The following is a 26242-nucleotide window of genomic DNA, read 5'->3' as shown; positions in this document are numbered from 1 at the left end:
CGAGGAGCGGTGGGGCGTTCGTCCCCCGGTTCGGCACAGCAGCCGGGCATCCTGCGATTGCTGACGCTCGCCGCGGCCCACGACGGTGAGTCCGAGGCCATGGTGGGTGCGGCAGGCCCGGTCACCTTCCGGGCGCTGCATCGCCGTGTCGCGGCGTCGGCGGTCAAGCTGGCCGAACGCGGTGTCGACCCCACCGCCGCGGTGCGTGCCACCGTGACGGCGCTGATGCCGCGCACCGGGCTGACCGCCGCGCAGCTCGCCGTGGCCGCCGGCGAGATCCTCGCCGGACTCGAGGAGCGCATCGCCGGGATCGTCGGCACCGGCGATCTGGTGTCGCTGCCGGGCCTCGTCCGGGTGGCCGCGCGCCGGCGAGGGGACGCCGTCGCACTGACAGACCTCGCCGGTGCGTCGATCACCTACCGGGACCTCGACGAGCGAACCGACCACCTGGCACGGGCACTCGCCGCTCTCGGGGCCGGGCCCGAGAAACTCGTCGGTGTGGCGATGCCGCGTTCGGCGGACCTCATCGTGGCGTTGCTGGCCGTCCTCAAGACCGGTGCCGCCTACCTGCCTCTGGACCGCACGCATCCGATCGCGCGACTGAGCACGATCGTCGACGACGCGGCACCGGTGGTGATTCTCGCCGACCCCGACACCGTCGAGGCCTGGCAACACATGCCCGCACCGGTGGCGACACTGGATGATGTTCTCGCACAGGGTGATCCGGGGTCCGCGGCTCCGCTACCGGAACGCATCGGCGCGCACGCGAGCGCGTACGTGATGTACACCTCCGGCTCGACGGGCACCCCCAAGGGTGTCGTCGTCACACACGACAACGTGGTCTCGCTGCTGGTGGCCCTCGACGCGCTGGTCGAGAGCACACCCGAGGACGTGTGGTCGATGTTCCACTCCTACGCCTTCGACGTGTCGGTGGGGGAGATCTGGGCCGCGCTCGTCGCGGGCGGGCGCCTCGTCGTCCTCGATCACGCCACCACCCGAGCGCCCGACGATGTGGTCGAGGTCTTCGACCGCGAAGGCGTCACCGTCGTGAACTTCACCCCGTCGTCGTTCTATCAGTTCGGCGCGGTTCTCCGGCCACCACACGGCCGTGCCCTCCCGAAATCAGTACGACGCCTGCATTTCTCAGGTGAACTCCTGGACTATGAGCACGTCCGCAAGTGGCAGGCGGACCGGGTGGCCGACGGATCGGCCACCCGGCCGGGCGCGGATGTGGCGGGCCCGCAGCTGAACAACATGTACGGGCCGACCGAGACGACCGTGTACATGACCCGACGCGAGCTGACACGCGCGTTCGTCGGGGAGGCGACGGCGTCCGACATCGGCACCCCGCTCCTCGGCTCGCGCGTCCACGTCCTCGACGGGCGGCTCGCGCCACTCCCGGACGGTGTGCCGGGTGAGCTGTACGTGTCGGGTGCCCAGGTGACCCGCGGCTTCCTGCGCAGGCATGGTCAGACCTCGACGCGGTACGTCGCCGACCCCTTCGGCCCGCCGGGCAGCCGGATGTACCGCACCGGCGATGTCGGCGTCGCGCGGAACGGATCGATCGAGTTCGTGGGCCGCCGCGACGGCCAGGTGAAGCTTCGCGGCTTCCGCATCGAACTCGGCGAGGTCGAGTCGGCGATGTCGGCGCTCGACGGGATCGACGCGGCCGGCGCGGTGATCGCGACCCTCGGCGATACCGAACATCTCGTCGGATACCTCGTGCCCACCGACGGAAAGCCGTTGGACGCCGACGACATCCGTGCCCGAATGGCAACGGCAGTGCCCGACTACATGGTGCCGACGCTGCTGGTGTGGCTGGACAAGCTCCCGCTCACGGTGAACGGCAAGCTCGATCGCGATGCCCTGCCCGAACCGTCCGTCGGCGACGACCCGGCAACCGATGAACCGCCCGCCACGCCCACCGAGGAAACGCTCGCCGCGCTCGTCGCCGAGATCCTGGGCGCGAACGAGGTCGGGGTCACCACCTCGCTGTTCGATCTCGGCGGCAACTCGCTGACGGCCACCAGGGTCGCCGCCCGCGCCGCCGACGATTTCGGCACGTCGGTGTCGGCGCGAGACCTGTTCGCCTCGCCCACAGTCCGCGGCCTCGCGGCGATCATCGACGACCGTCTCGGTGGTGCCTCACCGGCTTCTGCCCGCAGGCCCCGGCTGCGTCGGGTCCCGCGTGCGGGCCGGTTACCGCTGTCGCCCGCGCAGCGACGGATCTGGTTCCTGGAGATGCTCGACCCGGGCGGGGCGGGCTATCTCATCCCGGCTGTTCTACGGCTCCGCGGAAACCCGGCAGGGCAGCTTCCATCGGGGGGCGACGCCCGCCTGGATCCGGCGGCGGCGGCCGCGGCGCTCGACGACCTCATCGCGCGGCACGAGGTCCTGCGTACCCGTTTTGTCGCGCCGGACGGCGTGCCGGAGCAGGTGATCGCAGGTCCGGGATCAGGCGGTGCCGACATCCGGGTGAACCCGCCGATCGACCTGCGTGGCGCCGACGAGACCGGTGTGTCGGAGACCATCGCCGAGATCACCACCCGCGGCTTCGATCTCGAACGCGCGGCACCGGTGCGCGCCCGGTTGCTGCGCATCGGCGACGACGACTGGATCCTGGTCCTGGTGGTGCACCACATCATCAGCGACGGCGGTTCGGTGGCGCCGATGGTGGCCGACTTCGTCGAGGCCTACCAGGCGCGCCTGGCGGGCCGGGTGCCCGACTGGGCGCCCCTGCCGGTCCAGTACGTCGACTATGCGGTCTGGCATCACGAGATCCTCGGGGACGACGCCGATCCCGGGTCGCTCGCCGCGCAACAGCTCGACCACTGGCGTGCCCGCCTCGCCGGAGCGCCCGAACTCATCGACCTCCCGGTCGACCGCCCGCGCACCGCGGTGCGCGACGACTCCGGTGCGGAACTCTCGGCGTTGTTCGACGCCGAGACGTGGACGGGCCTGCGTGAACTGGCCGATCGTTTCGACGCCACCATGTTCATGGTCGTCCACGCGGTTCTCGCGGTCGCCCTCGTCCGCTCCGGCAGCAGCGAGGACGTGGTGATCGGCACGCCTGTGGCGGGGCGCGGTGAACGCGACCTGGACGGACTCATCGGCATGTTCGTCAACACGCTCGCGCTGCGGACGCCGCTGCGGCGCGATGCCGATTTCGCCACCTTGCTCGCCGAGATCCGCGAGATCGACATCACCGCACTCGATCACGCCGACCTGCCGTTCGAGACCGTGGTCGAGGAGGTCGTGGCGGCCCGCAGCACCGCGGCACCGCCGCTCTTCCAGGTCGCCCTCGCGTTCCAGAACACCGACCGACCGACCGTGGAGCTACCCGGACTCGTCGTCTCCGAGATCGAACCGCCGGTCACCACGGCGAAGGTCGACCTGCAGGTCACCGTCATCGACCCGCCCGGACGCTCCCGCGGGGAGGACACCCGGGTCGTCCTGACCTATGCGACGGCACTGTTCGACGCCGACACCGTCGAGGCCTTCTGTCATCGCATGATGGCCATCGCCCGTGCCGTCGTCGAGTCACCCGAGAGCCCGATCGGCGACCTGCCCACCGGCGAGGACGGTCGGGACCTGTCGCAGAGGGTGGTGGGCGCGCCACGGCTGGCGTCATCGCCGGTACTGCTCGGCGACCTGCTCGCCACCGCGGTGGCAGACAATCCCGATGGCGTCGCCGTCAGCGAGGGGTCGCGGCACCTGACCTACGCCGAACTCGACCGCGCCGCGCGCCGCCTCGCCGGTGCTCTGCGCGCGAAGGGTGCGCGCCCGGGATCGGTGATCGCACTCGCCACGCCGAGGTCGCTGGCCGGAACCGTCGGGTTCTGGGCGATCGCACGCACCGGTGCGGCTGTCGCCCCGATCGATCCAGGGCAGCCGCTCGAGCGGAGCCGCTACATGGTCGACACCATCGACGCGCGACTCGGCGTGACGTCGGTTGCGGCACAGTCGATGCCGGGCACGCTGCCCGACGGTCCCGAATGGCTCGACCTGGACACGTTCTTGGACGCGGACACGTTCCTCGACGCGGCGTCGTCCGATGCCGCGGACCGATCCGCGACCGGGATCGATGACGTCGGGGGAGTGCGGGCCGACGACACCGCGTATGTCATCTTCACCTCGGGCTCCACGGGCAGACCCAAAGGCGTCGCCGTCACCCATCGCGGTCTCGCCGATCTGGTGGCCGACGCGCGCCGGCGATTCGGCCTGCATGCCGGCGCGCGCGTACTGCGCTTCGCCGCGCCGGGTTTCGACGCGTCGGTGTTCGAGACCCTCGTCGCGGTGGCGGCCGCGTCGAGAATGGTCGTGGTGTCCGACGGTGTGACCGGCGGTGCAGAGCTCGCGGAGATCCTGGCCGGCGAAGCGGTGACCCACCTCGCCATCACCCCGACTGCCCTGGCCACCGTGCCGAATGTCGCTTCGGCGCAAGACTTCCCCGACCTCGACGTGGTCTGCGTCGCGGGTGACACCTGCTCACCCGAGCTCGTCCGCGCGTGGTCCGCCGACCGGACGATGCTGAATCTGTACGGACCCACCGAGACCACCGTCTGGGCGACCTCGTCGGCACCGCTACGACCCGACGCCCCGGTCACGATCGGCGGTCCGATAGCGGGTGTGAGTGCGGTGGTACTGGACCCGCGTCTGCATCCCGTGCCCGCCGGTGTCGCCGGCGAACTCTACCTGACCGGAGCCTCACTGGCAGCGGGCTACCTCGGACAGACCGCACTCACCGCGGAACGTTTCGTTGCCGCCCCGTTCGGGGCGCCGGGTGGCCGGATGTACCGTACCGGTGACGTGGTCCGGTGGCGGCGCCGCGCCGGGGAGTGGGAACTGGACTTCCTCGGCCGCAGCGACTTCCAGGTCAAGATCCGAGGTTTCCGGATCGAACTGGGCGAGATCGACGCCGTCCTCGAAGGGCATGGTGCGGTGGACTTCTCGACCACGGCGGGTGTCGCCCACCCGACGTCGGGAGAGACCGTCCTGGTGTCCTGGGTACGTGGATCCGGCGGGGTCCGGCCGGATGTCGCGGCCCTCACGGGGTACGTGGGTCGCAGGCTACCCGCCCACATGGTCCCGACCGCCATCGTCCCCATCGACGAGATCCCCCTCGCGGCAACAGGAAAGCTCGACCGTTCCGCCCTGCCCCGTCCCGAGTTCGGCGGTGGCGTACACCTCGATCCGCGAACCGACACCGAACGGGCGGTGGCCGCGGCCTATGCCGACGTCCTCGGACTCCCCGCGGCCGAGGGGAACGGCACCGTCTCCGCGCTGGCCTCGTTCTTCGACCTCGGGGGTACCTCGTTGTCGGCCACGCGGGTCGTCGCCCGACTCGGCGCGACCCTCGGCATCGAGATCCCGGTGCGGGCCCTGTTCGACGCACCGACCGTGCAGGGGCTGGCATCCGCACTCGACGCGGGTGAACACGCGGTGGCGCCGACGGGACCGATGCCGGGTTCGATCCGGCGGCCCGATCCGGTCCCACTCTCGTACGCGCAGCGTCGGATGTGGTTCCTCAACCAGTTCGAACCCACCTCCACCGCCTACGTGATCCCGATCGTCGTGCGGCTGCGCGGCGATCTCGACGTGGCGGCCATGCGTGCGGCGATCCGGGACGTCGTCGACCGTCACGAGGTGCTCAGGACGATTTATCCGGCACCGGTCGCCGTCGACGGGGCAGCGCCCGCACCCGAGGCGACGACGGTGGAACCCGTCCAGGTCGTCCTGGAGGACTGGTCCGACCATGTGCCGATCGGGCACACGGTCCTCACCGGGCGAGCCGGCTCCGACGGGCTCGTCGAGCGGGAGATCGGTGAGACCATCGCGGTTCCCTTCGACGTCACCACCGATCTACCGGTGCGGGCCCGCATCATCAGCACCTCGCCGTCCGAGCACGTGCTCGTCATCGCACTGCACCACATCGCGGCCGACGGGGAATCGGCGCCCGTGCTGGCGGGGGAGATCGCATACGCCTACGCGTCCCGGCGTTCGGCGCGGGCCCCGGAATGGTCGCCGCTGCCGCTGCAGTACGCGGATTATGCTGTGTGGCAACGACACCGGCTCGGACAACCGAACGATCCGGCGTCGGAGATGTCGCGGCAGCTGGCGTACTGGACCGGACGGCTGCGAGACATTCCCGATGTTCTGCCGCTGCCGACCGATCACCCGCGACCCCGTACCCCGGATGCCCGTGCCGCCACCGTGCGGTGGTCACTCCCGGCGAGCACGGTGGCCGGTCTGCGGCGTCGAGCGGCCGAACGTCGTGCGACGCTGTTCATGGTCGCGCACACCGCCGTCGCCGCCGTACTCTCGCGCCTCACCGCGACCACCGAGATCGCGCTTGCGACGCCGGTCGCCGGTCGGGGCCACCAGGATCTCGACGGACTCATCGGTATGTTCGTCAACACCGTCATCCTCCGGGTCGACGTCGACGCGCACCTCACCGCCGGCGCGTTGCTCGACCGGGTCAAGGCTGCCGACCTCGCGGCCTTCGATCATGCCGACGTCCCGTTCGAGCGCGTCGTGGACGCCGTGGACCCGCCTCGCCTCGAGAACGTCGAACCGCTGGCGCAGGTCATGCTCGTTCACTCCGCCGCCGCCTCGTCGCTGGTATCCGGGGCGTCCATGGGAGATCTCGACGCCGAGTTCGTCGACTCCGACGAGACCACCGCGAAGTTCGACCTCACCATCGGCGTACGCGAAGAGGTGGACGGCGGGCTCGCGGGGTCGATCACCTATGCCACGGCACTGTTCGCGCCCGCGACCGCCGAGATGATCGCCTCCGCGCTGACCGCGACGCTCACCGCGGTGGCCGCAGATGCCGACGTCCCGGTCGCCGACATCGCACTGCTCACCGAGATGGAGTACCGGGAGCAGCGGCACCTGTCGTCCGGACGGGATGTCGACCTTCCCGCAGACACCCTGGCGTCGGCGATCGCCGCCGGCAGTCGCGTGGCCCCACACGCCGTGGCCCTCCGCTCCGGTGAGCGTTCGCTCACACACCGGGAGTTCGCCGCACGGGTGTCGACGCTGGCGCTCGAGCTCATCGAGGCCGATGTCCGGGCCGAGGACTGTGTCGTCGTCTGCATGCCGCGGTCGGTCGAACTCGTGATCGCCGTCCACGCGGTGATCGCCGCGGGTGCGCAGTACGTCCCCATCGCGCCCGACGCCCCGTACGACCGCGTCCGATACATGGCCGAGACGGCACGGGCGGAGATCGCGCTCGTCACCGGCGATCCCGCATGGGGCGACGGCATCGTCGGGCGGACCCTCGTCGTCGACTCGACGTGTCCCGTCGACCTCGACGCAACACCGGTCACCGACGCCGAACGTGCTCTGCCGCAACGACCCGATCACGCCGCGTACACCCTGTTCACCTCGGGGTCGACCGGCCGTCCCAAGGGTGTCACGGTCAGCCATCGGTCCGTGCTGAACAGGTTGCGGTGGGGCATAGACGAATTCGGAATCGGACCCGGCGACGCGGTGCTGCTGAAGACCCCGGCCACCTTCGATGTGTCGGTCCCCGAACTGTTCGCGCCGCTGATGGTCGGTGCCCGGCTGGTGATCGCGCCGGACGACGCACACCTCGACCCGCACGCCGTCGCGCGCCTGATCGAGACCGAACGCGTCACGACCGTGCATTTCGTGCCGTCGCTGCTCGGTGTGTTCGTCGCCGTTCTCCACCAGGACGGGCCCGGGCCGGTGCTGCCGAGTCTGCGCCACCTGTACTGCTCGGGTGAGGCGTTGCCGCCCTCGACACTGCGCGATGTCCGTGCGGCGCTACCCCACGTCGACGTCCACAACCTGTTCGGCCCCACCGAGGCCGCTGTCGAGGTCACCGGGGCGACGGTCGGCAGGGCCGGCTCCGGCGGGGCTGGGGCCGGCGGGTCTGGGGCCGATGCGGGGCTCGACGTGGTGCCGATGGGCCGGCCGGTCTGGAACACGCAGGTCTTCGTCCTCGACGCGCGCCTGCGTCAGGTCCCGGCCGGTGTGGCCGGCGAGTTGTATCTCGGCGGGGTGCAGCTCGCCCGCGGGTACGCCTCGCGGCCGGACCTCACCGCGGATCGTTTCATCGCCGATCCGGCCGCTCACGGGACCAGGCTCTACCGCACCGGCGACCTCGTCCGCCGCAACCGGTCGGGCGACCTGGAATACCTGGGTCGCACCGACTTCCAGGTCAAGCTGCGCGGCCAGCGGATCGAACTGGGCGAGATCGAAGCGGTGCTCACGGCCGTCGGCGGCGTACGCCAGGCCGCGGTCACCCTGGCGAGCACACCGGGCGGCGCCGAGCATCTCGTCGGCTATCTCATCGGTCCGGATGCTCAGGCCGCGGTCGGGCCCGCGCGGGACGCCGTCGCGGCCGCACTCCCGGCCTACATGCGGCCGACGCTGTGGATGTACCTGGATGAGGCGCCACTGAGCAGTGCCGGAAAACTCGACCGGAAGTCCCTTCCCACCCCGCATTTCGACCTGCTGCCGACGTCGGGAGCCGCTGTACCGACGACCGACGCCGAGCGCGTGGTCGCCGGGATCGTCGCCTCGGTCCTCGGCGTCGAGTCCGTCTCGGTGACCCGATCGTTCTTCGAGTTGGGTGGCGACTCGATCGCCTCCATCCGGCTGACCTCGATGTTGCGCGCCGCGGGGTTCTCCGTCACACCGCGGGACGTGTTCGCCGCGTCGACGGTCCGCGAACTCGCCGGTCTCGCGCGCACGACATCGGGCAGGGTTCTCGACGAGTTGCCCGGCGGTGCCGTCGGCCGGGTGGCGATCACCCCCGGTGTGGCCTGGATGCTCGAGTTGTCCGACGATCCGGCAGACATCTCGGACTTCTCCCAGGCCACGGTGTTGACACTGCCCGCCGACATCGACGAGCAGGCCCTGCGCACCGTGCTCACCGCGGTTGTCGCCGCTCATCCCATGCTGACCGCCTCGTTGCAGGTGGACCGCCACGGTGACCCGATCATGGTCGCGGGCGCGGGCAGTGCGCACGACATCGTCGTCGAGATCGCCGAGGCCCCCGCGATCTCCGCCGCCGTCCCCCGCTCCACCGCCGTCGAGGACGCCATCCGCGATGCCCACACGCGAGCACTGGCGACGCTTTCTCCCGTGCAGGGACGCCTGGTCGCGGCGATGGGGGTGCGCCTGACCGACGGGACCGGACGCCTGGTGATCGCCATCCATCACCTGGGCGTCGACGCGGTGTCGTGGCCGACGATCGTGTCCGGTCTGGCCCGCGCGTGGTGGCAGGTGCGAGCGGGTGAAGAGCCTCAGGTCACGGTCGACGGCACATCGTTCCGGCGCTGGGCGGAGGTGCTCGCCGGACTGGCCGGCCGCACCGAGGAGATCGACTGGTGGGCACGGCAACTGCCTCCGGCCGGGACCGCGCGCCGTCTCGACCGGACACGCGACCGGCTCCGCACCACGGTCTCGGTGAGTCACGTCGTCGAGGCCTATCGGGGCGAGGAGATCCTGGGCCGGGTCACCGAGGCCTTCGGGGCGCGCGCCGACACGGTGCTTGCGGCGGCCGTCGCCCGGGCGTCAGGGCCCCCGGCGGGCGAACCGAACACAGCGGGCGAACCGAACCCGGTCTCGATGATGCTCGAGTACCACGGCCGGGAAGAGGGAGTCGCCGACGGCGCCGATCTGAGCGAGACCGTCGGGTGGTTCACCTCATTCGTGCCGGTGCGGCTCGACATTCCGGCACCGGGTGGCGCCGGACACGATCTGGCCGCGATGGTCAAGTCGCTCAAGGACACCCAGGCACGAACCCCGGACAACGGCATCGCGTTCGGCCCCCTGCGCTGGCTGCGGACGGGTTCGCCGCTGGCCGACCGTGATCTCCCTGACATCACCGTCAACTACCTCGGCACCATGGCCGGCGGGACACCCGGAGAGGACTCCGACGCGGCGACGGAGTTCGTCCCGGCGGGCGATGCGCCGTCGTTGCCGCCGTCGGCACGTGGCGACATGATGGCCCTCGCGGGTCTCACGGTCACGGCCGGCGCGGTGGTCACCGAGCACGGCCGCGAACTGCGCATCGACCTCACCGCGCCCGAGGCGTTCCTCGACCGGACGGCCCTGGCCGGTATCGCGGACCGGATCGACTCGGCGTTGTCGTCACTGCTCGAATACGTCCACGCCGTGGGCGATCCGGGACCGAGTGAGACCGACATCATCGGCGGCGGGCTCGGCCAGGCCGAGATCGACCATCTGGTCCACACTCTCACCGAAGGTCCGTCGCACCCGGACAGCCGGACCTGGGCAGCGGCGTGCATCTGGCCAACGACCCCGCTGCAGCAGGGCCTCTTTTACGAAGCAGAGCGACTCGCCGACTCTGATCCATATGTGACGCAGTCGATCATCGAGTTCGACGGAGATCATCGGCCGGAGACCCTCCTCCCGGCGGTCCGTGAGCTGCTGGCCCGGCAACGAGTTCTGCGGTCGTCGTTCACCCGAACGTCGTCGGGGCGTCTCGTGGTGGTCGTGCCGCCCGTCCATCATCCAGCTGCGACCGACCCCGACTTTCGCGCGCTCGATCTGACCGATCTGTCGGGAACAGAAGCGGCGCAGCGTATTGCGGAGATCGCGGAGGAGGACCTCGGCAGGCGGTTCGACCTCGGGTCGCCGCGGCTGATCCGCTTCACCGCGATCTCGCACCGGACCGGCACGGGGCCGGCGTACACACTGGTCGTGACCGCCCATCACATCGTCGTGGACGGGTGGTCCGGACCGGTCCTCGTCGCCGATCTGCTCGCCGCGCATCTGGGCCGGCCCGCGATCACGCCGCCCCGCGACTTCGCGTCGTACCTCGAGTGGCTCGACCGTCGGGATCGAAACGCCGCGGTCGCCGCCTGGCGGAGCCGCCTCGCGGACGCCACTCCGACCCTGATCGCCCCGCATCGCACCGCACGCCGGGATCGGGACGAGCAACGGTCGCACGAGGTCGTTCTCCGGGTGTCGGGTGCCACGCGCGCCGCCCTCGAGAGGCGGGTACGCGAACTCGGCACCACGACAAGCACCGTGCTGCACGCGGTCTGGGCACTGATTTTGTCGCGGCTGACCGGCGACCGGCGAGTGGTGTTCGGCGAGACCGTGTCCGGCCGCCCCGCCGATCTCGCCGGCGCCGAGGCGATGATCGGTCTGTTCATCAACACCGTCCCGGTGATCGCCGACACCGACCCGGGTCAGACACTCGCCGATCTGATCACCGCCCTGCACGACGCGCGAGCGGGGATCGTCGACCACCAGTTCCTCGGACTGGGTGAGATCACCGCCGCGACCGGGCATCCCGCCCTCTTCGACACCCTGGTGGTGTTCGAGTCCTACCCGGTCGACACCGACGCAGTGATGGACGGCTCGCGCACCTCGGGGCTCGCCATCCGCGATGTCTCCACCTCCGATGCCACCCACTACCCGCTGGCACTGATCGCAGCACCCGAGGGTGACGATCTCTCCCTGACGGTGCGGGTGGACCTCGACGCCGTGGACGAGGGCGTCGCCGAGGTGATCGCCGCCTCCGTGACCGACCTTATCGACGCGATCGTCGACGACCCGACCGTGCCGATCGCCGCACTCGATCCGATGCCGACGGGAATGGCCGGCGCGATTGCGGAGTGGTCGGTGGGTGAGGTTGTGGGGTTGGGGTGGTCGGGTCGGTCGGTGGGGTCTGTTGTTGCGGAGCGGGTGGGGTTGTCGTGGGGTTCGGTGGCGGTGCGGTGTGGTGATCGGGTGGTGTCGTATGGGGAGTTCGGTGGGTTGGTGGCGGGGGTTGCGCGGGTGTTGTCGGGGTTGGGGGTGGGTGTTGATTCGGGTGTGGGTGTGGTGATGTCGCGGTCGTTGGAGTTGTTGGTGGCGGTGCATGCGGTGGTGGCTGTGGGTGGGCGGTATGTGCCGGTGGAGGTGGATGCGCCGGTGGAGCGGGTGGGGTTCATGTTGTCGACGGCGGGTGTGGGTGTGGTGTTGGTTCGGGCGGGTGATGGTGGGGTGGTTGTGCCGGGTGGGGTTGAGCGTGTTGTGGTGGATTGTGGTGAGGGGGTGGGTGTTTCGGTTGATGGTGTTTCGGTTGGTGGTGTGGTTGGTGGTGTTGAGGGTGCGGGGTTGTTGGGTGAGGTGGTTGCGGGTGTGGGGGAGGTGTCGGGGTTGGCGGGTGTGTACACGTTGTTCACGTCTGGGTCGACGGGTCGGCCGAAGGGTGTGACGGTGTCGCAGGCTGCGGTGGTGAATCGGTTGGGGTGGATGCAGTCGTTGTTCGGGGTGGGGCAGCGGGATGTGGTGTTGTGGAAGACGCCGGTGTCGTTTGATGTGTCGGTGTGGGAGTTGTTCTGGCCGTTGATGGTTGGGGCGTCGGTGGTGGTTGCTGAGCCGGGTGGGCATCGGGATCCGTGGTATGTGGCGTCGGTGGTGGAGCGGTTTGGTGTGTCGGTGTGTCATTTTGTGCCGTCGATGTTGTCGGTGTTTGTGGATGCGCTGGGTGGTTCGGAGTTGTCGGGTGGTTCGGGTGGTTCGGGTTTGGGGTCGTTGCGGCAGGTGTTTTGTTCGGGTGAGGCGTTGGGTGTGGGTGCGGTGGTGGGGTTGCGGGGGTTGGTGCCGTCTGTGCGGGTGGTGAATTTGTATGGGCCGACTGAGGCTGCGGTGGATGTGACGTCGTATGTGGTCGGTGGTGGTGAGGTGGTGGTGCCGATTGGTCGGGTGGTGCCGAATGTGTCGGTGTGGGTGTTGGATTCGCGGTTGCGGCCGGTGCCGGTGGGTGTGGTTGGGGAGTTGTATTTGGGTGGTGTGCAGGTGGCTCGGGGGTATGCGTCGCGGTCGGGGTTGACTGCGGAGCGGTTTGTGGCGGATCCGTGTGGTGGGGTGGGTTCGCGGTTGTATCGGACTGGTGATCGGGTGCGGTGGAGTGGTGTGGGTGAGTTGGAGTATTTGGGGCGTGTTGATTTTCAGGTGAAGTTGCGTGGTCAGCGGATTGAGTTGGGGGAGATCGAGACGGTGTTGGCCACCACCCCGGGCGTCGTGGCGGCGGCGGTGACGGTGCGCGACGACCGGCTCGTCGCCTACATCTCGGGCCCAGACGACTCCGATGTGCCCGTGGTGCAGGAACACGCGGCCCGCCGTCTGGCGTCGTACATGCTGCCCGACACCTACGTCGTGCTCGACGAGATGCCACTGAGCACCGCAGGCAAGATCGACCGGAGGTCCCTGCCCGCGCCGGTGCTCGCGTCACGGACGGTCGTCGAACCGGCCACTCCCACCGAACTCGCGGTGACCGAGATCGTCGCCGACGTGCTCGGTCACGCCGAGCCGGGTGCGGAGTCGATCTCGGTCACCGACAGCTTCTTCGACATCGGTGGGCATTCGCTGTCGGCCACACGCGTCGCAGCCCGGATCACGCACACCTACGGGGTGCCCTTCGGTGTGCGGGAGCTCTTCGATACGCCGTCCGTACGCGACATGGCGTCGTGGATCGATGACGCGCTCGGCGAGTCGGGCGCAGACCGACTGTCTCTCCCGGTCACGGCGCCAGAACTCGGGACCATCCCGCGCCCGCCCCGGCCGCCGTTGTCGGCGGCGCAGCAACGGATGTGGTTCATCAATCAGTTCGATCCGGCCTCGCCCGCCTACAACATCCCGTTCGCCATGCGCTTGCGCGGCAGGGTCGACACGGTCGCCCTGCGCGCGGCTCTCGGTGACGTGATCAGTCGGCACGAGGTCCTGCGCACCCGATATCCGCAGAATCTCGACGGCCGGCCGTGGCAGCAGATCGCACCGGCCGGTGACGTCACGGTCGACCAGTGGTGGGCGGGTGACGACGCTGCAACGCTTCCGTCCAGACCGTTCGATGTCACCCGCGATCTACCGATCCGCGCCGGGATCGTTGCCGGTGGCGAGGGTGGACACGACGATGAGCACGTGCTGGTCGTCGTGCTGCACCATATCGCCGCCGACGGCGAATCCCTTGCCCCGCTGGTCGATGACCTGCTCCGCGCCTACGGCGCGAGGGTGGCGGGGCTCGAGCCCGATCTGCCGCCGCTGCCTGTCCAGTACGCCGATGTGGCCCTGTGGCAGCAGCACAGCCTGGGGTCGGTCGACGACCCGGCTTCCGAACTCGGTGGTCAGTCACGGTGGTGGCAGACGCAGCTCGCCGACCTCCCCGACGTGCTCGAACTGCCGACGGATCGGCCTCGGCCACCGGTCGCGTCCCACCGTGGGGCCGTCGCCGAACTCGATCTCCCCGACGATCTGGCGCGGACGGTCGACGAGTTCGCCAAGTCGCACGGGGTGACCGTCTTCATGGTGCTGCACGCGGCGGTGGCCGTCGTGCTGTCGCGGCTGTCGGCCTCCACCGACATCGCGGTCGGCACTCCCGTCGCCGGGCGCGGACGCGCCGAGCTCGACGGCCTCGTCGGCATGTTCGTCAACACCCTGGTCCTGCGTACCCGGGTGGACCCGGGAGCCACCTTCGGCGAGACCGTCCGGCACATCCGCGCCACCGACCTCGATGCATTCGCCGCCGCCGATGTTCCGTTCGAGCACCTCGTCGACGTCCTCGCCCCCGCCCGCAGTGAGGCATTCGCCCCACTGACCCAGGTGTTGCTGACCCTCGAACAGTCGTCGACCGGAGACATCTCCGTGCCCGGGCTCACGATCACGCCGGTCGACGCCGGTGCCCCGGCCGCCCGTTTCGATCTGATGATCGGCATGACCGCCGACCGCGGTGCGACGGGTGCGCTGACCTCGCTCACGGGTCGCATCGTCTACGCCACCGACCTGTTCGACGACCGCACCGTGCGACGTATCGGGGCCCGGATCGTCGACGTGCTGACCGCCGGACTCGCCGACCCCGAGGTGATCGTCGGAGATGTCGACATCACCGACCCCACCGAACGTGCCGCGATTGCGGAGTGGTCGGTGGGTGAGGTTGTGGGGTTGGGGTGGTCGGGTCGGTCGGTGGGGTCTGTTGTTGCGGAGCGGGTGGGGTTGTCGTGGGGTTCGGTGGCGGTGCGGTGTGGTGATCGGGTGGTGTCGTATGGGGAGTTCGGTGGGTTGGTGGCGGGGGTTGCGCGGGTGTTGTCGGGGTTGGGGGTGGGTGTTGATTCGGGTGTGGGTGTGGTGATGTCGCGGTCGTTGGAGTTGTTGGTGGCGGTGCATGCGGTGGTGGCTGTGGGTGGGCGGTATGTGCCGGTGGAGGTGGATGCGCCGGTGGAGCGGGTGGGGTTCATGTTGTCGACGGCGGGTGTGGGTGTGGTGTTGGTTCGGGCGGGTGATGGTGGGGTGGTTGTGCCGGGTGGGGTTGAGCGTGTTGTGGTGGATTGTGGTGAGGGGGTGGGTGTTTCGGTTGATGGTGTTTCGGTTGGTGGTGTGGTTGGTGGTGTTGAGGGTGCGGGGTTGTTGGGTGAGGTGGTTGCGGGTGTGGGGGAGGTGTCGGGGTTGGCGGGTGTGTACACGTTGTTCACGTCTGGGTCGACGGGTCGGCCGAAGGGTGTGACGGTGTCGCAGGCTGCGGTGGTGAATCGGTTGGGGTGGATGCAGTCGTTGTTCGGGGTGGGGCAGCGGGATGTGGTGTTGTGGAAGACGCCGGTGTCGTTTGATGTGTCGGTGTGGGAGTTGTTCTGGCCGTTGATGGTTGGGGCGTCGGTGGTGGTTGCTGAGCCGGGTGGGCATCGGGATCCGTGGTATGTGGCGTCGGTGGTGGAGCGGTTTGGTGTGTCGGTGTGTCATTTTGTGCCGTCGATGTTGTCGGTGTTTGTGGATGCGCTGGGTGGTTCGGAGTTGTCGGGTGGTTCGGGTGGTTCGGGTTTGGGGTCGTTGCGGCAGGTGTTTTGTTCGGGTGAGGCGTTGGGTGTGGGTGCGGTGGTGGGGTTGCGGGGGTTGGTGCCGTCTGTGCGGGTGGTGAATTTGTATGGGCCGACTGAGGCTGCGGTGGATGTGACGTCGTATGTGGTCGGTGGTGGTGAGGTGGTGGTGCCGATTGGTCGGGTGGTGCCGAATGTGTCGGTGTGGGTGTTGGATTCGCGGTTGCGGCCGGTGCCGGTGGGTGTGGTTGGGGAGTTGTATTTGGGTGGTGTGCAGGTGGCTCGGGGGTATGCGTCGCGGTCGGGGTTGACTGCGGAGCGGTTTGTGGCGGATCCGTGTGGTGGGGTGGGTTCGCGGTTGTATCGGACTGGTGATCGGGTGCGGTGGAGTGGTGTGGGTGAGTTGGAGTATTTGGGGCGTGTTGATTTTCAGGTGAAGTTGCGTGGTCAGCGGATTGAGTTGGGGGAGATCGAGACGGTGTTGGCCACCACCCCGGGCGTTGCCCAGGTCGTGGTGTCGGTGATGGATCTGCCTGCGGGAGAGCAACTCGTCGCGCATCTCACCGGAACCGATGTCGACCTCGACGCCGTACGTGTCGCCGCCGAACAACTCCCCACCTACATGCGGCCGACCTCATGGGTCGTCCTCGACGAGCTGCCACTCAGCACCGCGGGCAAGGTGAACCGCAAGGCTCTGCCGGCCCCGGAGTTCGCCACGGGGGCACGGACGGATCCGGCCACTCCCACCGAGAACGCGATCGCGGAGGTCTTCGCCGACGTGCTCGGACTGGCCGGGCCGGATGCGGGACAGATCTCGGTCACCGACAGCTTCTTCGACCTCGGCGGCAACTCGCTGGCCGCCACGCGGGTCGCGGCACGGGTCGGCCGGATGCACGGCGTCGAGGTCACCGTCCGTACCGTCTTCGACGCGCCGACGGTACGTCGACTCGCCGGGATCATCGACTCCGCGGTCGCAGCGGCATCGACCTCGGCGCTGTCCGAACATGATTCGACGTGGACCCGACCGGACGTCCTGCCCCTTTCGAGCGCGCAGCGGCGGATGTGGTTCATCAACCAGTACGAACCGGCCGTGGCGTCCTACATCATCCCGTTCGCGTTCCGGATTCACGGGAGCGTGCAGGCCGACCACCTGAGAGCAGCGCTGGCCGACGTCGTCGCCCGTCACGAGATTCTGCGGACCATTTATCCCATCGGGCCCGACGGGCGCCCGCACCAGGTGATCTCAGCGGCCTACGACAGTGCATTCGATTGGCGGGCCGTCGATTCCGCAGCCGAAGCCATCGCCGTGGTCTCCGAACCCTACGACCTCACCGCTGACCGGCCGTTGCGCGCACGACTGCACACCGACCCCGTCGACGGGGCTCTGCTGGTCATCACCATCCACCATGTCGCCGCCGACGGCGAGTCCGGGCCGGTGCTCGCGCGCGACCTCCTGACCGCCTATCTCGCGCGTCGCGACGGTCGCGGACCGGATTGGGTGCCGTTGCGTGCTCAGTACGCGGACCACGTGCTCGCCGTCGCCCGGCGGGCCGACGCCGTCGCCGAGCATCGTCGTTGGTGGACAGAACAGCTGAGCGGAGCGCCGGTCCTCCTCGACCTCCCCACCAGCCATCCGCGCCCGGCGACGCCCACGATGCGCGGCGCGACACTCGAGTTCGTCATCCCGGGGCGGATCGCCCGGGCCGTCACCGCGGTCACCAGGATCACGGGTGCCACCGCGTTCATGGTGTTGCACGCGGCCCTCGCCACGGTCTTGGGGCGGCTGTCTGGCAGTCGGGACGTCGTCATCGGAACGGCCACCGCAGGCCGCGACGGTGACACCGACGACCTGATCGGCATGTTCGTCAACACCGTCGCACTGCGCACGCCACTCGACCCCGGCCAACGTTTCGTCGACTTCCTCGACGCAGTGCGCGAGGTGGACCTCGACGCGCTCACCTACGCCGACGTCGCGTTCGACGATGTCGTCGATGCACTCGACATCGCACGTACCCCCGCGCATGCGCCGCTGGTCCAGGTTCTGCTGACAACCTCGGAACTGTCGTCCCCGGCAGGGTTGAGCGCGGCGGATCTCGACATCGAACCGGTTGCCGTCGACGACACCTCGGCGAAACTCGACCTCACCGTCGGTGTCGTCACGGACCCGTCGGACGGCGCTCCCTGGCGAGGGACGCTCACCTTCGCCACCGACCTGTACCACGAGGCCGACGCCCGGCGCCTGGCCGACCGCTTCGTCACACTCCTGTCCGCCGCGGTCGACGACATGACCACCCCGGTCGGTGACCTCGCGCTGCTGGGCGACGACGAGGACATGCTCCCGTTCGTGTCCGGTGATCCCGACCCCGCGATCACCCTGCTCCCGGATCTGCTCTCCGCCGCCGCCCGCTCACGTCCCGACCACATCGCCGTCGTCGACGCAGGGGGTAGCTGGACCTACGCCGAACTCGACTCGGCCAGCTCCCGTCTGGCCGGTGAGCTCATCGAGTTCGGGGTGGGCCCCGACGATGTGATCGTGTGCGCGTTCCCACGCTCGGCGCACGTGCAGCTCGCGCTGTGGGCGGTGGCCAAGGCCGGTGCGGTGTACTGCCCGATCGATCCGCGGTATCCGGCGGACCGCATCCGGCGGGTCGTCGCCGCGAGCGGCGCCCGGCTGGGACTGACCGACGGTTCGGTGGACGCTCTCGCCGACGATCCGGCCGCGGCCGGTCTCCGGTGGCTGTGCGTCGATGCGGGCCGAGCCGACGACCTGCGTACGCGAACACCCATCGCTAAGCCGCCGCGCGTGCGGACCCTGCGTGCCGATCACGGTGCCTACATGATCTTCACCTCCGGCTCGACGGGAGTGCCCAAGGGTGTGCTCGTCACCCACCGCGGCCTAGCCGGTGTCGCCACCGTTCTGCGCGACCGCCACGAATCCGGACCAGGCGCACGGTGGCTCGGTATCAGCTCACCGGCGTTCGACGCCGCGATCCTCGAGGTGCTCGGTGCCTACGGCAGCGCCGCAACCCTCGTCGTGGCCCCGCCGGACATCGTCGGAGGCCGTGACCTCGCAGACTTCATCACGACGCACGACACCACCCATGCATTCCTCGTGACGTCGGTGGCGGCATCGTTGCCGGACCCCGCCGGGCTCCCCATGACCAACGTGCTCGTCGGCGGCGAATCCGTGCCGGACTCCGAGAAGGACCGGTGGGCCCCGGGGGTCGGGTTCCACAACGGGTACGGGCCGACCGAGACCACGATCATCAGCGTCACCTCGACGCCGGTGGGCGCCCACGAGCCGGTCCGCCTCGGCCGGCCGGTGCCCGGAGCGACCGCCCACGTCCTGGACGAGCGGCTCCACCCGGTACCGCCGGGCGTCATCGGAGAGCTCTACCTCGCCGGCGACGAATTGGCCCGGGGCTATCACGGACAACCGGCGCTGACCGCCGAGCGATTCGTTCCCGCCCCGTTCGGCGCGCCCGGGTCCCGGATGTACCGGACCGGTGATCTCGTACGCCGTTCGCGCACCGATGAACTCACGTATGTGGGCCGCGCCGACTTCCAGGTGAAGCTGCGCGGACAGCGTCTCGAACTCGGCGACATCGAGTCCACCCTGACCGCACATCCGGCCGTGCGGACCGCCGCGGTCATCGGTGTCGGGAACCCGATCACCGCGCTGGCCGGATATGTCGAGCCGCTCGACCCGGATCGTCGCCCCGAGATCGCCGACCTCCGACAGCATCTCGCGGCGCAACTCCCGCCGCACATGATCCCGGCACGGCTGGCCGTCGTCGACGTGATGCCGCGCAACCCCGTCGGCAAGATCGATCGTGGCCGGCTGACCGAGATCGGCCCCGGAGACCCCGTCGATGAGCACGTGCCACCGTCCACACACACCGAGCGGGTGCTCGCCGCCATCGTGCGCGACGTCCTCGGACTCGAGACCGTGTCGGTCACCGCCGACTTCTTCGACATCGGCGGGAACTCGCTGTCGGCGACGCGCCTGGGCGCACGGGCCGGCGACGCATTCGGTGTCAGGGTGGGGGTTCGCGACATGTTCGAGGCCACCACGATTCGGCTGCTGGCCCGCCGGATCGACACCGCGTACGACGCCGAACCGCCACTGCCGCCGCTGCGCCGTGCCGACCCGCGACCGCCGCGCATCCCGCTCTCCTATGCGCAGCAACGCATCTGGTTCCTGAACCGCCTCGAACCGGACTCGGCGGCCTACACGATCCCGATGGCCGTCCGACTGCGCGGCAACCTCGATCGTGACGCGTTGCGGGAGGCCGTCGTCGATGTTCTCGCGCGCCACGAGGTCCTCAGAACGGTCTTCCCCGCCGACGCCGGTGAGCCCTACCAACACATCCTGCCGGTGGAGGAGGCCCGCACACTGCTGCGCTGGGAGACATCGGACGCCGCAACTGCTTCGGCCGAGGAGAATCCCGGACCCGCCGGCGCCGACAGCGTCCTGGCCGGCGACATCCTGGCCGGCGACATCCTCGCCCCTGACTTCCTGACCACCGACGCCTTCGACGTCACCACCGAGATTCCGCTACGCGTCCGCGTGGTGGAACTCGGCGCGCAGGAGCACATCGTCGTGGTGGTGCTGCACCACATCGCGGCGGACGGCGAGTCGATGCGACCACTGATGTCGGACCTCTGGACCGCATACGTCGCACGATCGGAAGGTCGGGCGCCGCAGCTGGAGGACCTGCCGATCCAGTTCGCCGATCACGCCCTCTGGCAGCGGCACGTCCTGGGCGACATCGACTCTCCGGACTCCATCCTCGGCGCGCAGGCCGGGTACTGGGTGAATCGGCTGTCGGGTGCGCCGGAGCTTCTCGCGCTGCCCACCGACCATCCGCGGCCTGCCGTCGCATCGCAACGGGGCGGACGCATCTCCACGCACATCCCGGCCGAGTTGACCGCACGGATCGCCGCCGCGGCGCGCGCTTCCGATGTCACCGAGTTCATGTTCGTGCATGCAGCGCTGTCGATCGTGCTCGCGCGGTTGTCGGCCACCCGTGACATCGTGATCAGCACGCCTGTCGCCGGCCGCGGACATGCGCAACTCGATGACCTGGTCGGCATGTTCGTCAACACCATCGTGCTGCGCACCGAGGTCGAGCCCGACCTGCCGATCGGCGATTTCCTACACCGCGTACGCGTTGACGATGTCAATGCGCTGGCTCGACTCGACGTTCCGTTCGAGTATCTGGTGGACCGGTTGGCGCCGGTCCGTTCGGAGGCCTTCGCCCCGCTCAGCCAGGTCATGCTGTCGGTGTTGCATGCCGACCCCGAGACCGCAGACCCCGAGACCGACCCCGGCGCAGCCGCTTTCGGCGGAGTGTCGACCGGCGAGATGAGCCTGGAGCCGATCGTCGCGACCACCGGCACCACCCAGCTCGACATGACCGTTGCGGTCACCGTCGGACAGGACATGCCCTGGGCGCTCGAGATCGTCTACGCCACCGATCTCTTCGACGAGTCCACCATCGAATCGGTGGCGGTCCGGTTGACACGGGTCCTCGACGCCCTCGCCGGGGACGACCGTCCGATCGGGACCATCGACCTCACCGACGACGCCGAACGCGCACGGATCGCCGCGCTCGTCGCCGGTCCGGAGATGCCGGTGCCGTGGACCACGGTGACCGACGCGGTCGAGGCCGCGTGTCGTCGAGTACCCGACGCGACAGCACTCGTCGCAGGTGAACGAACCCTGACGTACCAGGAGTTCGGTGCGCGTGTCTCACACCTGACGGCCAGGCTCGCCGAATCCGGTGTCGGCCCCGATGTGTCGGTGGGGGTGTGCATTCCGCGGTCTGTGGAACTGGTGGTGGCCATCCATGCAGTGGTGGCGGCCGGCGGCAGTTACGTCAGCATCGATCCTGCGACGCCGGTGGAACGCGCGGCGGCAATGGTCGACGCCGCGTCGATCGCGGTGATACTCACCGGGGTGGACCGCCCCGAGGTGGTCTCGAGCCTCACCCCGGAGGTCCTGGTCGTCGACGAGTCACGGCCCGTGGCCGATCGTCGGAAGCCGAGCGCGGTACCGGCCCGACCCGGCCCGGAGAACGCGCTGTACACACTGTTCACCTCCGGATCGACCGGAACACCCAAGGGCGTCACGGTGAGTCACGGGTCCGTGCTGAACCGGCTCGTCTGGATGTCGACCCGCGCCCCGCTGAGCCCCGATGACGTGGTGATGCTGAAGACCCCGGTCACCTTCGACGTGTCGGTCCCGGAGCTGTTCGAACCGCTGATGGCAGGAGCGCGCCTGGTCATCGCCGAGGACGGCCGTCACGTCGATCCGGCTTATGTGCTGGCCGAGATCCGGCGATCGCGGGTGACCTCGATCCACTTCGTCCCGTCGATGATGGCCGCCTTCGTCGAGTACATCGGCGACGACCCGGAACGGCGGGACGCGCTCGGTTCCCTGCGTCGTGTCAACTCATCCGGCGAAGCCCTGCCTGCGGCCACGGCGCAGGCGATGAGTGAGCTGGTGCCGTCCGCGAGAATCGACAACCTCTACGGGCCGACAGAGGCGGCGGTGGAGGTGACCGCGTACCGATTCTCGTCCGGTGACCGGGCCGTGCCGATCGGACGTCCGGACGCCAACACCACCACATGGGTCCTCGACGACCGGTTGCAGCCGACGCCGATCGGTGTCGTCGGTGAGCTCTACGTCGGCGGCGGCCAGCTCGCCCGCGGATACGCGGCACGTCCTGATCTCACGGCCGAACGGTTTGTCGCCGACCCGACCGGCCATCCCGGTGCCCGGTTGTACCGCACCGGTGACCTGGTGCGCTGGAACGCTTCCGGGAACCTGGAGTATCTCGGGCGTGCGGACTTCCAGGTGAAGTTGCGGGGCCAGCGGATCGAGTTGGGGGAGATCGAGACGATCCTGGCCCGGATCGACGGCGTCTCCCACGCGGCGGTCGCGGTCCACGGCGGCCCGTCCGGGGACGTGCTCGTCGGCTACCTCGCCGGCACGGTCGACCTGTCGGCGGTGCGTGAGCGTGTCGAACAGACTCTCCCGCAGTACATGCGACCGACTCAATGGGTTGTCCTGGACGCGGTCCCGATGACGGCCACCGGCAAACTCGACCGCCGTGCGCTGCCGGCCCCGTCGAGTGTGTCGACCGACGTGGTGCTGCCCGCGGACGGCGTCGAACGTGCAGTCGCCGCGGTGGTCGCCGGTGTGCTCGGCCTCGACGAGGTGTCGGTGACCGTGCCGTTCTTCGACCTAGGCGGGAACTCGCTCGCGGCCATGAAGGTCGTGGCCGGGATCGGTGAGCGACTCGGGGTCGATGTCGACGTCCGCGACATCTTCCGTACTCCCACCGTCCGGGCGCTGGCGCGCACACTCACTCATCGCCGACTGTCCGCGCATCCGCTCGTCGCCCGCGAGCGGCCCGCGCACATCCCGTTGTCGTATGCCCAGCAGCGCATCTGGTTCATCAACCAGTTCGACGTGACCTCTCCGGTGTACAACATGCCCGTCGCCTTCGACATGCGAGGTGATCTGGACCCCGACGCGCTGCGCAGCGCGGTCCTGCGCGTCATGACGCGCCACGAACCGTTGCGGACGGTCTACCCGCTCGGAGACGACGGCACCCCCGAACAACTCATCGTCGACGCCGCCACCGCGGCCGCACGGTTGCGGTGGGACTCGGCTGCGACAGTCGAGGACGCGACTGCTCTGTGCGCAGAGGGGTTCGACGTGACGACCGACCTGCCGATCCGGGTGGCGATCGCCCGCCTCGACGGACCGGAGGTTGCTCACCGGGTCGTCGTGGTCATCCATCACATCGCGGGTGACGCCGCGTCACTGCAGATCCTGGCCGCCGAACTGCTCGGGGCGTACCGGGGGAGCCTGCCGGCGCCCCCTGAGGTCACCTACACCGACCACACCCTGTGGCAGCGCGAGGTGCTCGGCGACATCGACGATCCGTCGTCGGTCATGGCGTCGCAGTACACCTTCTGGGCGGAAACCCTCGACGGCCTCCCGGCGGCACTCGAACTCCCTGCCGATCGCCCGCGCCCGCCCGTGACCGAGGCCACCGGTGGACGTCTGCCCATCGAGGTGGGTGTCCAGCGCAGCGCGAAGGTGATGGCCACCGCCCGGGCACACGGGATCACACCGTTCATGGTGTGTCATGCCGCGCTCGCGGTGACGCTGGCACGGCTTGCCGAGGTCGATGACGTCAGCATCGGTGCGGCCGTGTCGGGTCGTGGCCAGCCGGCCACGGCCGGACTCATCGGCATGTTCATCAACACCGTCGTGTTGCGCACCGCCCATCGGGACGCCGACACCGTCGACGATCTCCTCCGCCTGGTCGGCGAGGCCGACCTCGCTGCCTTCGCCCATGCGGACATCCCGTTCGAGACGCTGGTCGAACGGCTCTCGCCTGTTCGTTCCACCGCACATGCGCCACTCGTCCAGGTGATGATCAACTATCTGGCCGGCGCGTCGGCCGGTTCGTCGAACCCGGCCATGGCCGTGGACGGGTTGGACATCGAGCCCGTGGACGCCGGCCCGCCACCGGCCAAGGTCGACCTGACGGTCGGACTCGCGGAACACCTCGTCGGCCCGGACCCGGTCATCATCGGCGAGATCGATTACGCCGCCGCGCTTTTCGATCCCGAGACGGTGCAGGTGATTCGCGACTCCTTCCTGCGGATGCTGGACGTCGTCACCGGTGAGGGAGCCGCCGTTCTGGGGGATGTCGCGCTGACGTCCGCGGTTGGAGCCGGGCCGAGGGTCGTCGACACCGCGGGCCGACCGGTACCGCCGCGGATCCCGGGACACCTGATCGAGATCTCTGGCGACGGTGCGGCGTCGCCGACGGGGATGCTGGCGCGGTGGAGCGACGCCGGCGAATTCCGCATCGAGACCCTGGGTCGCATCGATCGGCAGGTTCGGATCGGCGGGCTGCGAGTCGACCTCGACGCGGTCGAGCAGGCGATGACGACGGTCGAGGGCGTCGCCGAGGCGGCGGTCGTCATCATGCCCACCGGCGGTGTCGATGGCGCGAGCACTGCGGTCGGGGCGTGGGTGACCGGGAGCGGAGTCAGCTCGTCCGGCATCCGCCGGGCCCTGGCGGACCGCATCGCCCCGCACTGCATCCCGGCGACGATCGTTGTCGTGGACGAGATCCTCCGCCACGTCGACGGACGTCCCGACCACGATCGGATCGCCCGGGTCATGACGTCCGAACCGACCGAGCCCGAGACGCCCGCAACGGTCGAACCGCCGGCCGGCCGCTGGGAGATCCTTGTTGCCGAGTGCATGGCGGAGGTCACCGGTTCGGTGGTGACCGGAGCGGCACAGGGTTTCTTCGACCTCGGCGGAACGTCATTGTCGGCGGTCCGTCTCGTGTCCCTTCTCCGGCAACGCAGCGACATTCCCGTCGAAGTCGCCTGGGTGTTCGCCGGACCCACACCGCGGGATCTCGCCGCCCGGCTCGCCGACCATGCCGAATCGAGAGTCGACCCGACCGGGGTGTCGGGCAACGTTCTCGTGCCTCTGCGTGCGGACGGTTCTCGGGCGCCGGTGTTCTGCGTCCATCCCGCCGATGGTCTGGCGTGGCTGTTCGGCGGACTCGCCCCGCACCTCGACGACCGTCCTATCTACGGCCTGCAGGACCCGTATGTGGTGGCAGGTGAGTCCGCCGACGCCACGGTGAAGGATCTGGCATCGCGGTACGTCGAGGAGATCCGGAGGATCGCTCCGGAGGGTCCGTACCACCTGATCGGCTGGTCCATCGGTGGTCTCATCGCACACGAGATGGCCGCCGAACTCCGTTCCCGGGGCGATCGGGTCGGGTTCCTCGGGCTTCTCGACAGCTATCCGGCAGACGGCAGCCCGCCAGAAGGCTTCTCGCCAGAAGGTTCCGCGCCAGAAGGTTCCGCGCCGGAAGGTTCCGCGCCGGAGGGGTCCGTGCCGGATGAGCAGCAGTTCTCGACCAACGGTGCGGCTCGAGGCGAGTCGCCCGGACCGCTCGACGCCCGCGACACGGTGGCCGATCTGCTCGGCGGGTGGCGTGAGGTCGTGGACGTCGACGAGGTCACCGCATCCGGCGATCCGGAGGCCATCGCCCGTGCGGTCCGCGACCGCGTCACGGACCTCGGGCTGCTGTCCGCCGATGCCTTCGACCGGATGCTGCACCGCATGGCGGGTTCGGCGCAGCGTACTGTCGCCCACAGCCCGCGGCCTTTCGACGGGGACACGACCCTCATCGTCGCCGCCGCCGGTGACACCGACCCGGACGCGATGGTGAACCGGTGGTCACCGTTCCTGCGCGGGACGATCACCCGGATCGACGTCGACACCGATCATCTCGGCATCGTCGGCAGCGATGCGCTGCAACATTTCGGCCCGCAGATCGACGCCGCGCTGGCCGAGGCCGACCGCGACCTCCGGCCCGCGTAGGGGG

1 protein-coding gene is annotated in these 26242 nt (G+C 69.4%); it reads left to right on the top strand.

Annotation, left to right across the window (positions count from 1 at the left end; translation table 11 throughout):
- Positions 1–9 precede the first annotated feature (9 nt).
- On the top strand, positions 10–26238 hold the full coding sequence (locus H1R19_RS13745) for a non-ribosomal peptide synthase/polyketide synthase (protein WP_219849319.1): 26229 nt from the start codon (positions 10–12) through the stop codon (positions 26236–26238).
- Positions 26239–26242 lie beyond the last annotated feature (4 nt).

It is taken from the genome of Gordonia jinghuaiqii, from assembly GCF_014041935.1.
Lineage (GTDB): Bacteria > Actinomycetota > Actinomycetes > Mycobacteriales > Mycobacteriaceae > Gordonia > Gordonia jinghuaiqii.
The sequence above is the reverse complement of the archived record's forward strand: the minus strand, read 5'-3'. Positions and strand labels throughout refer to the sequence as shown.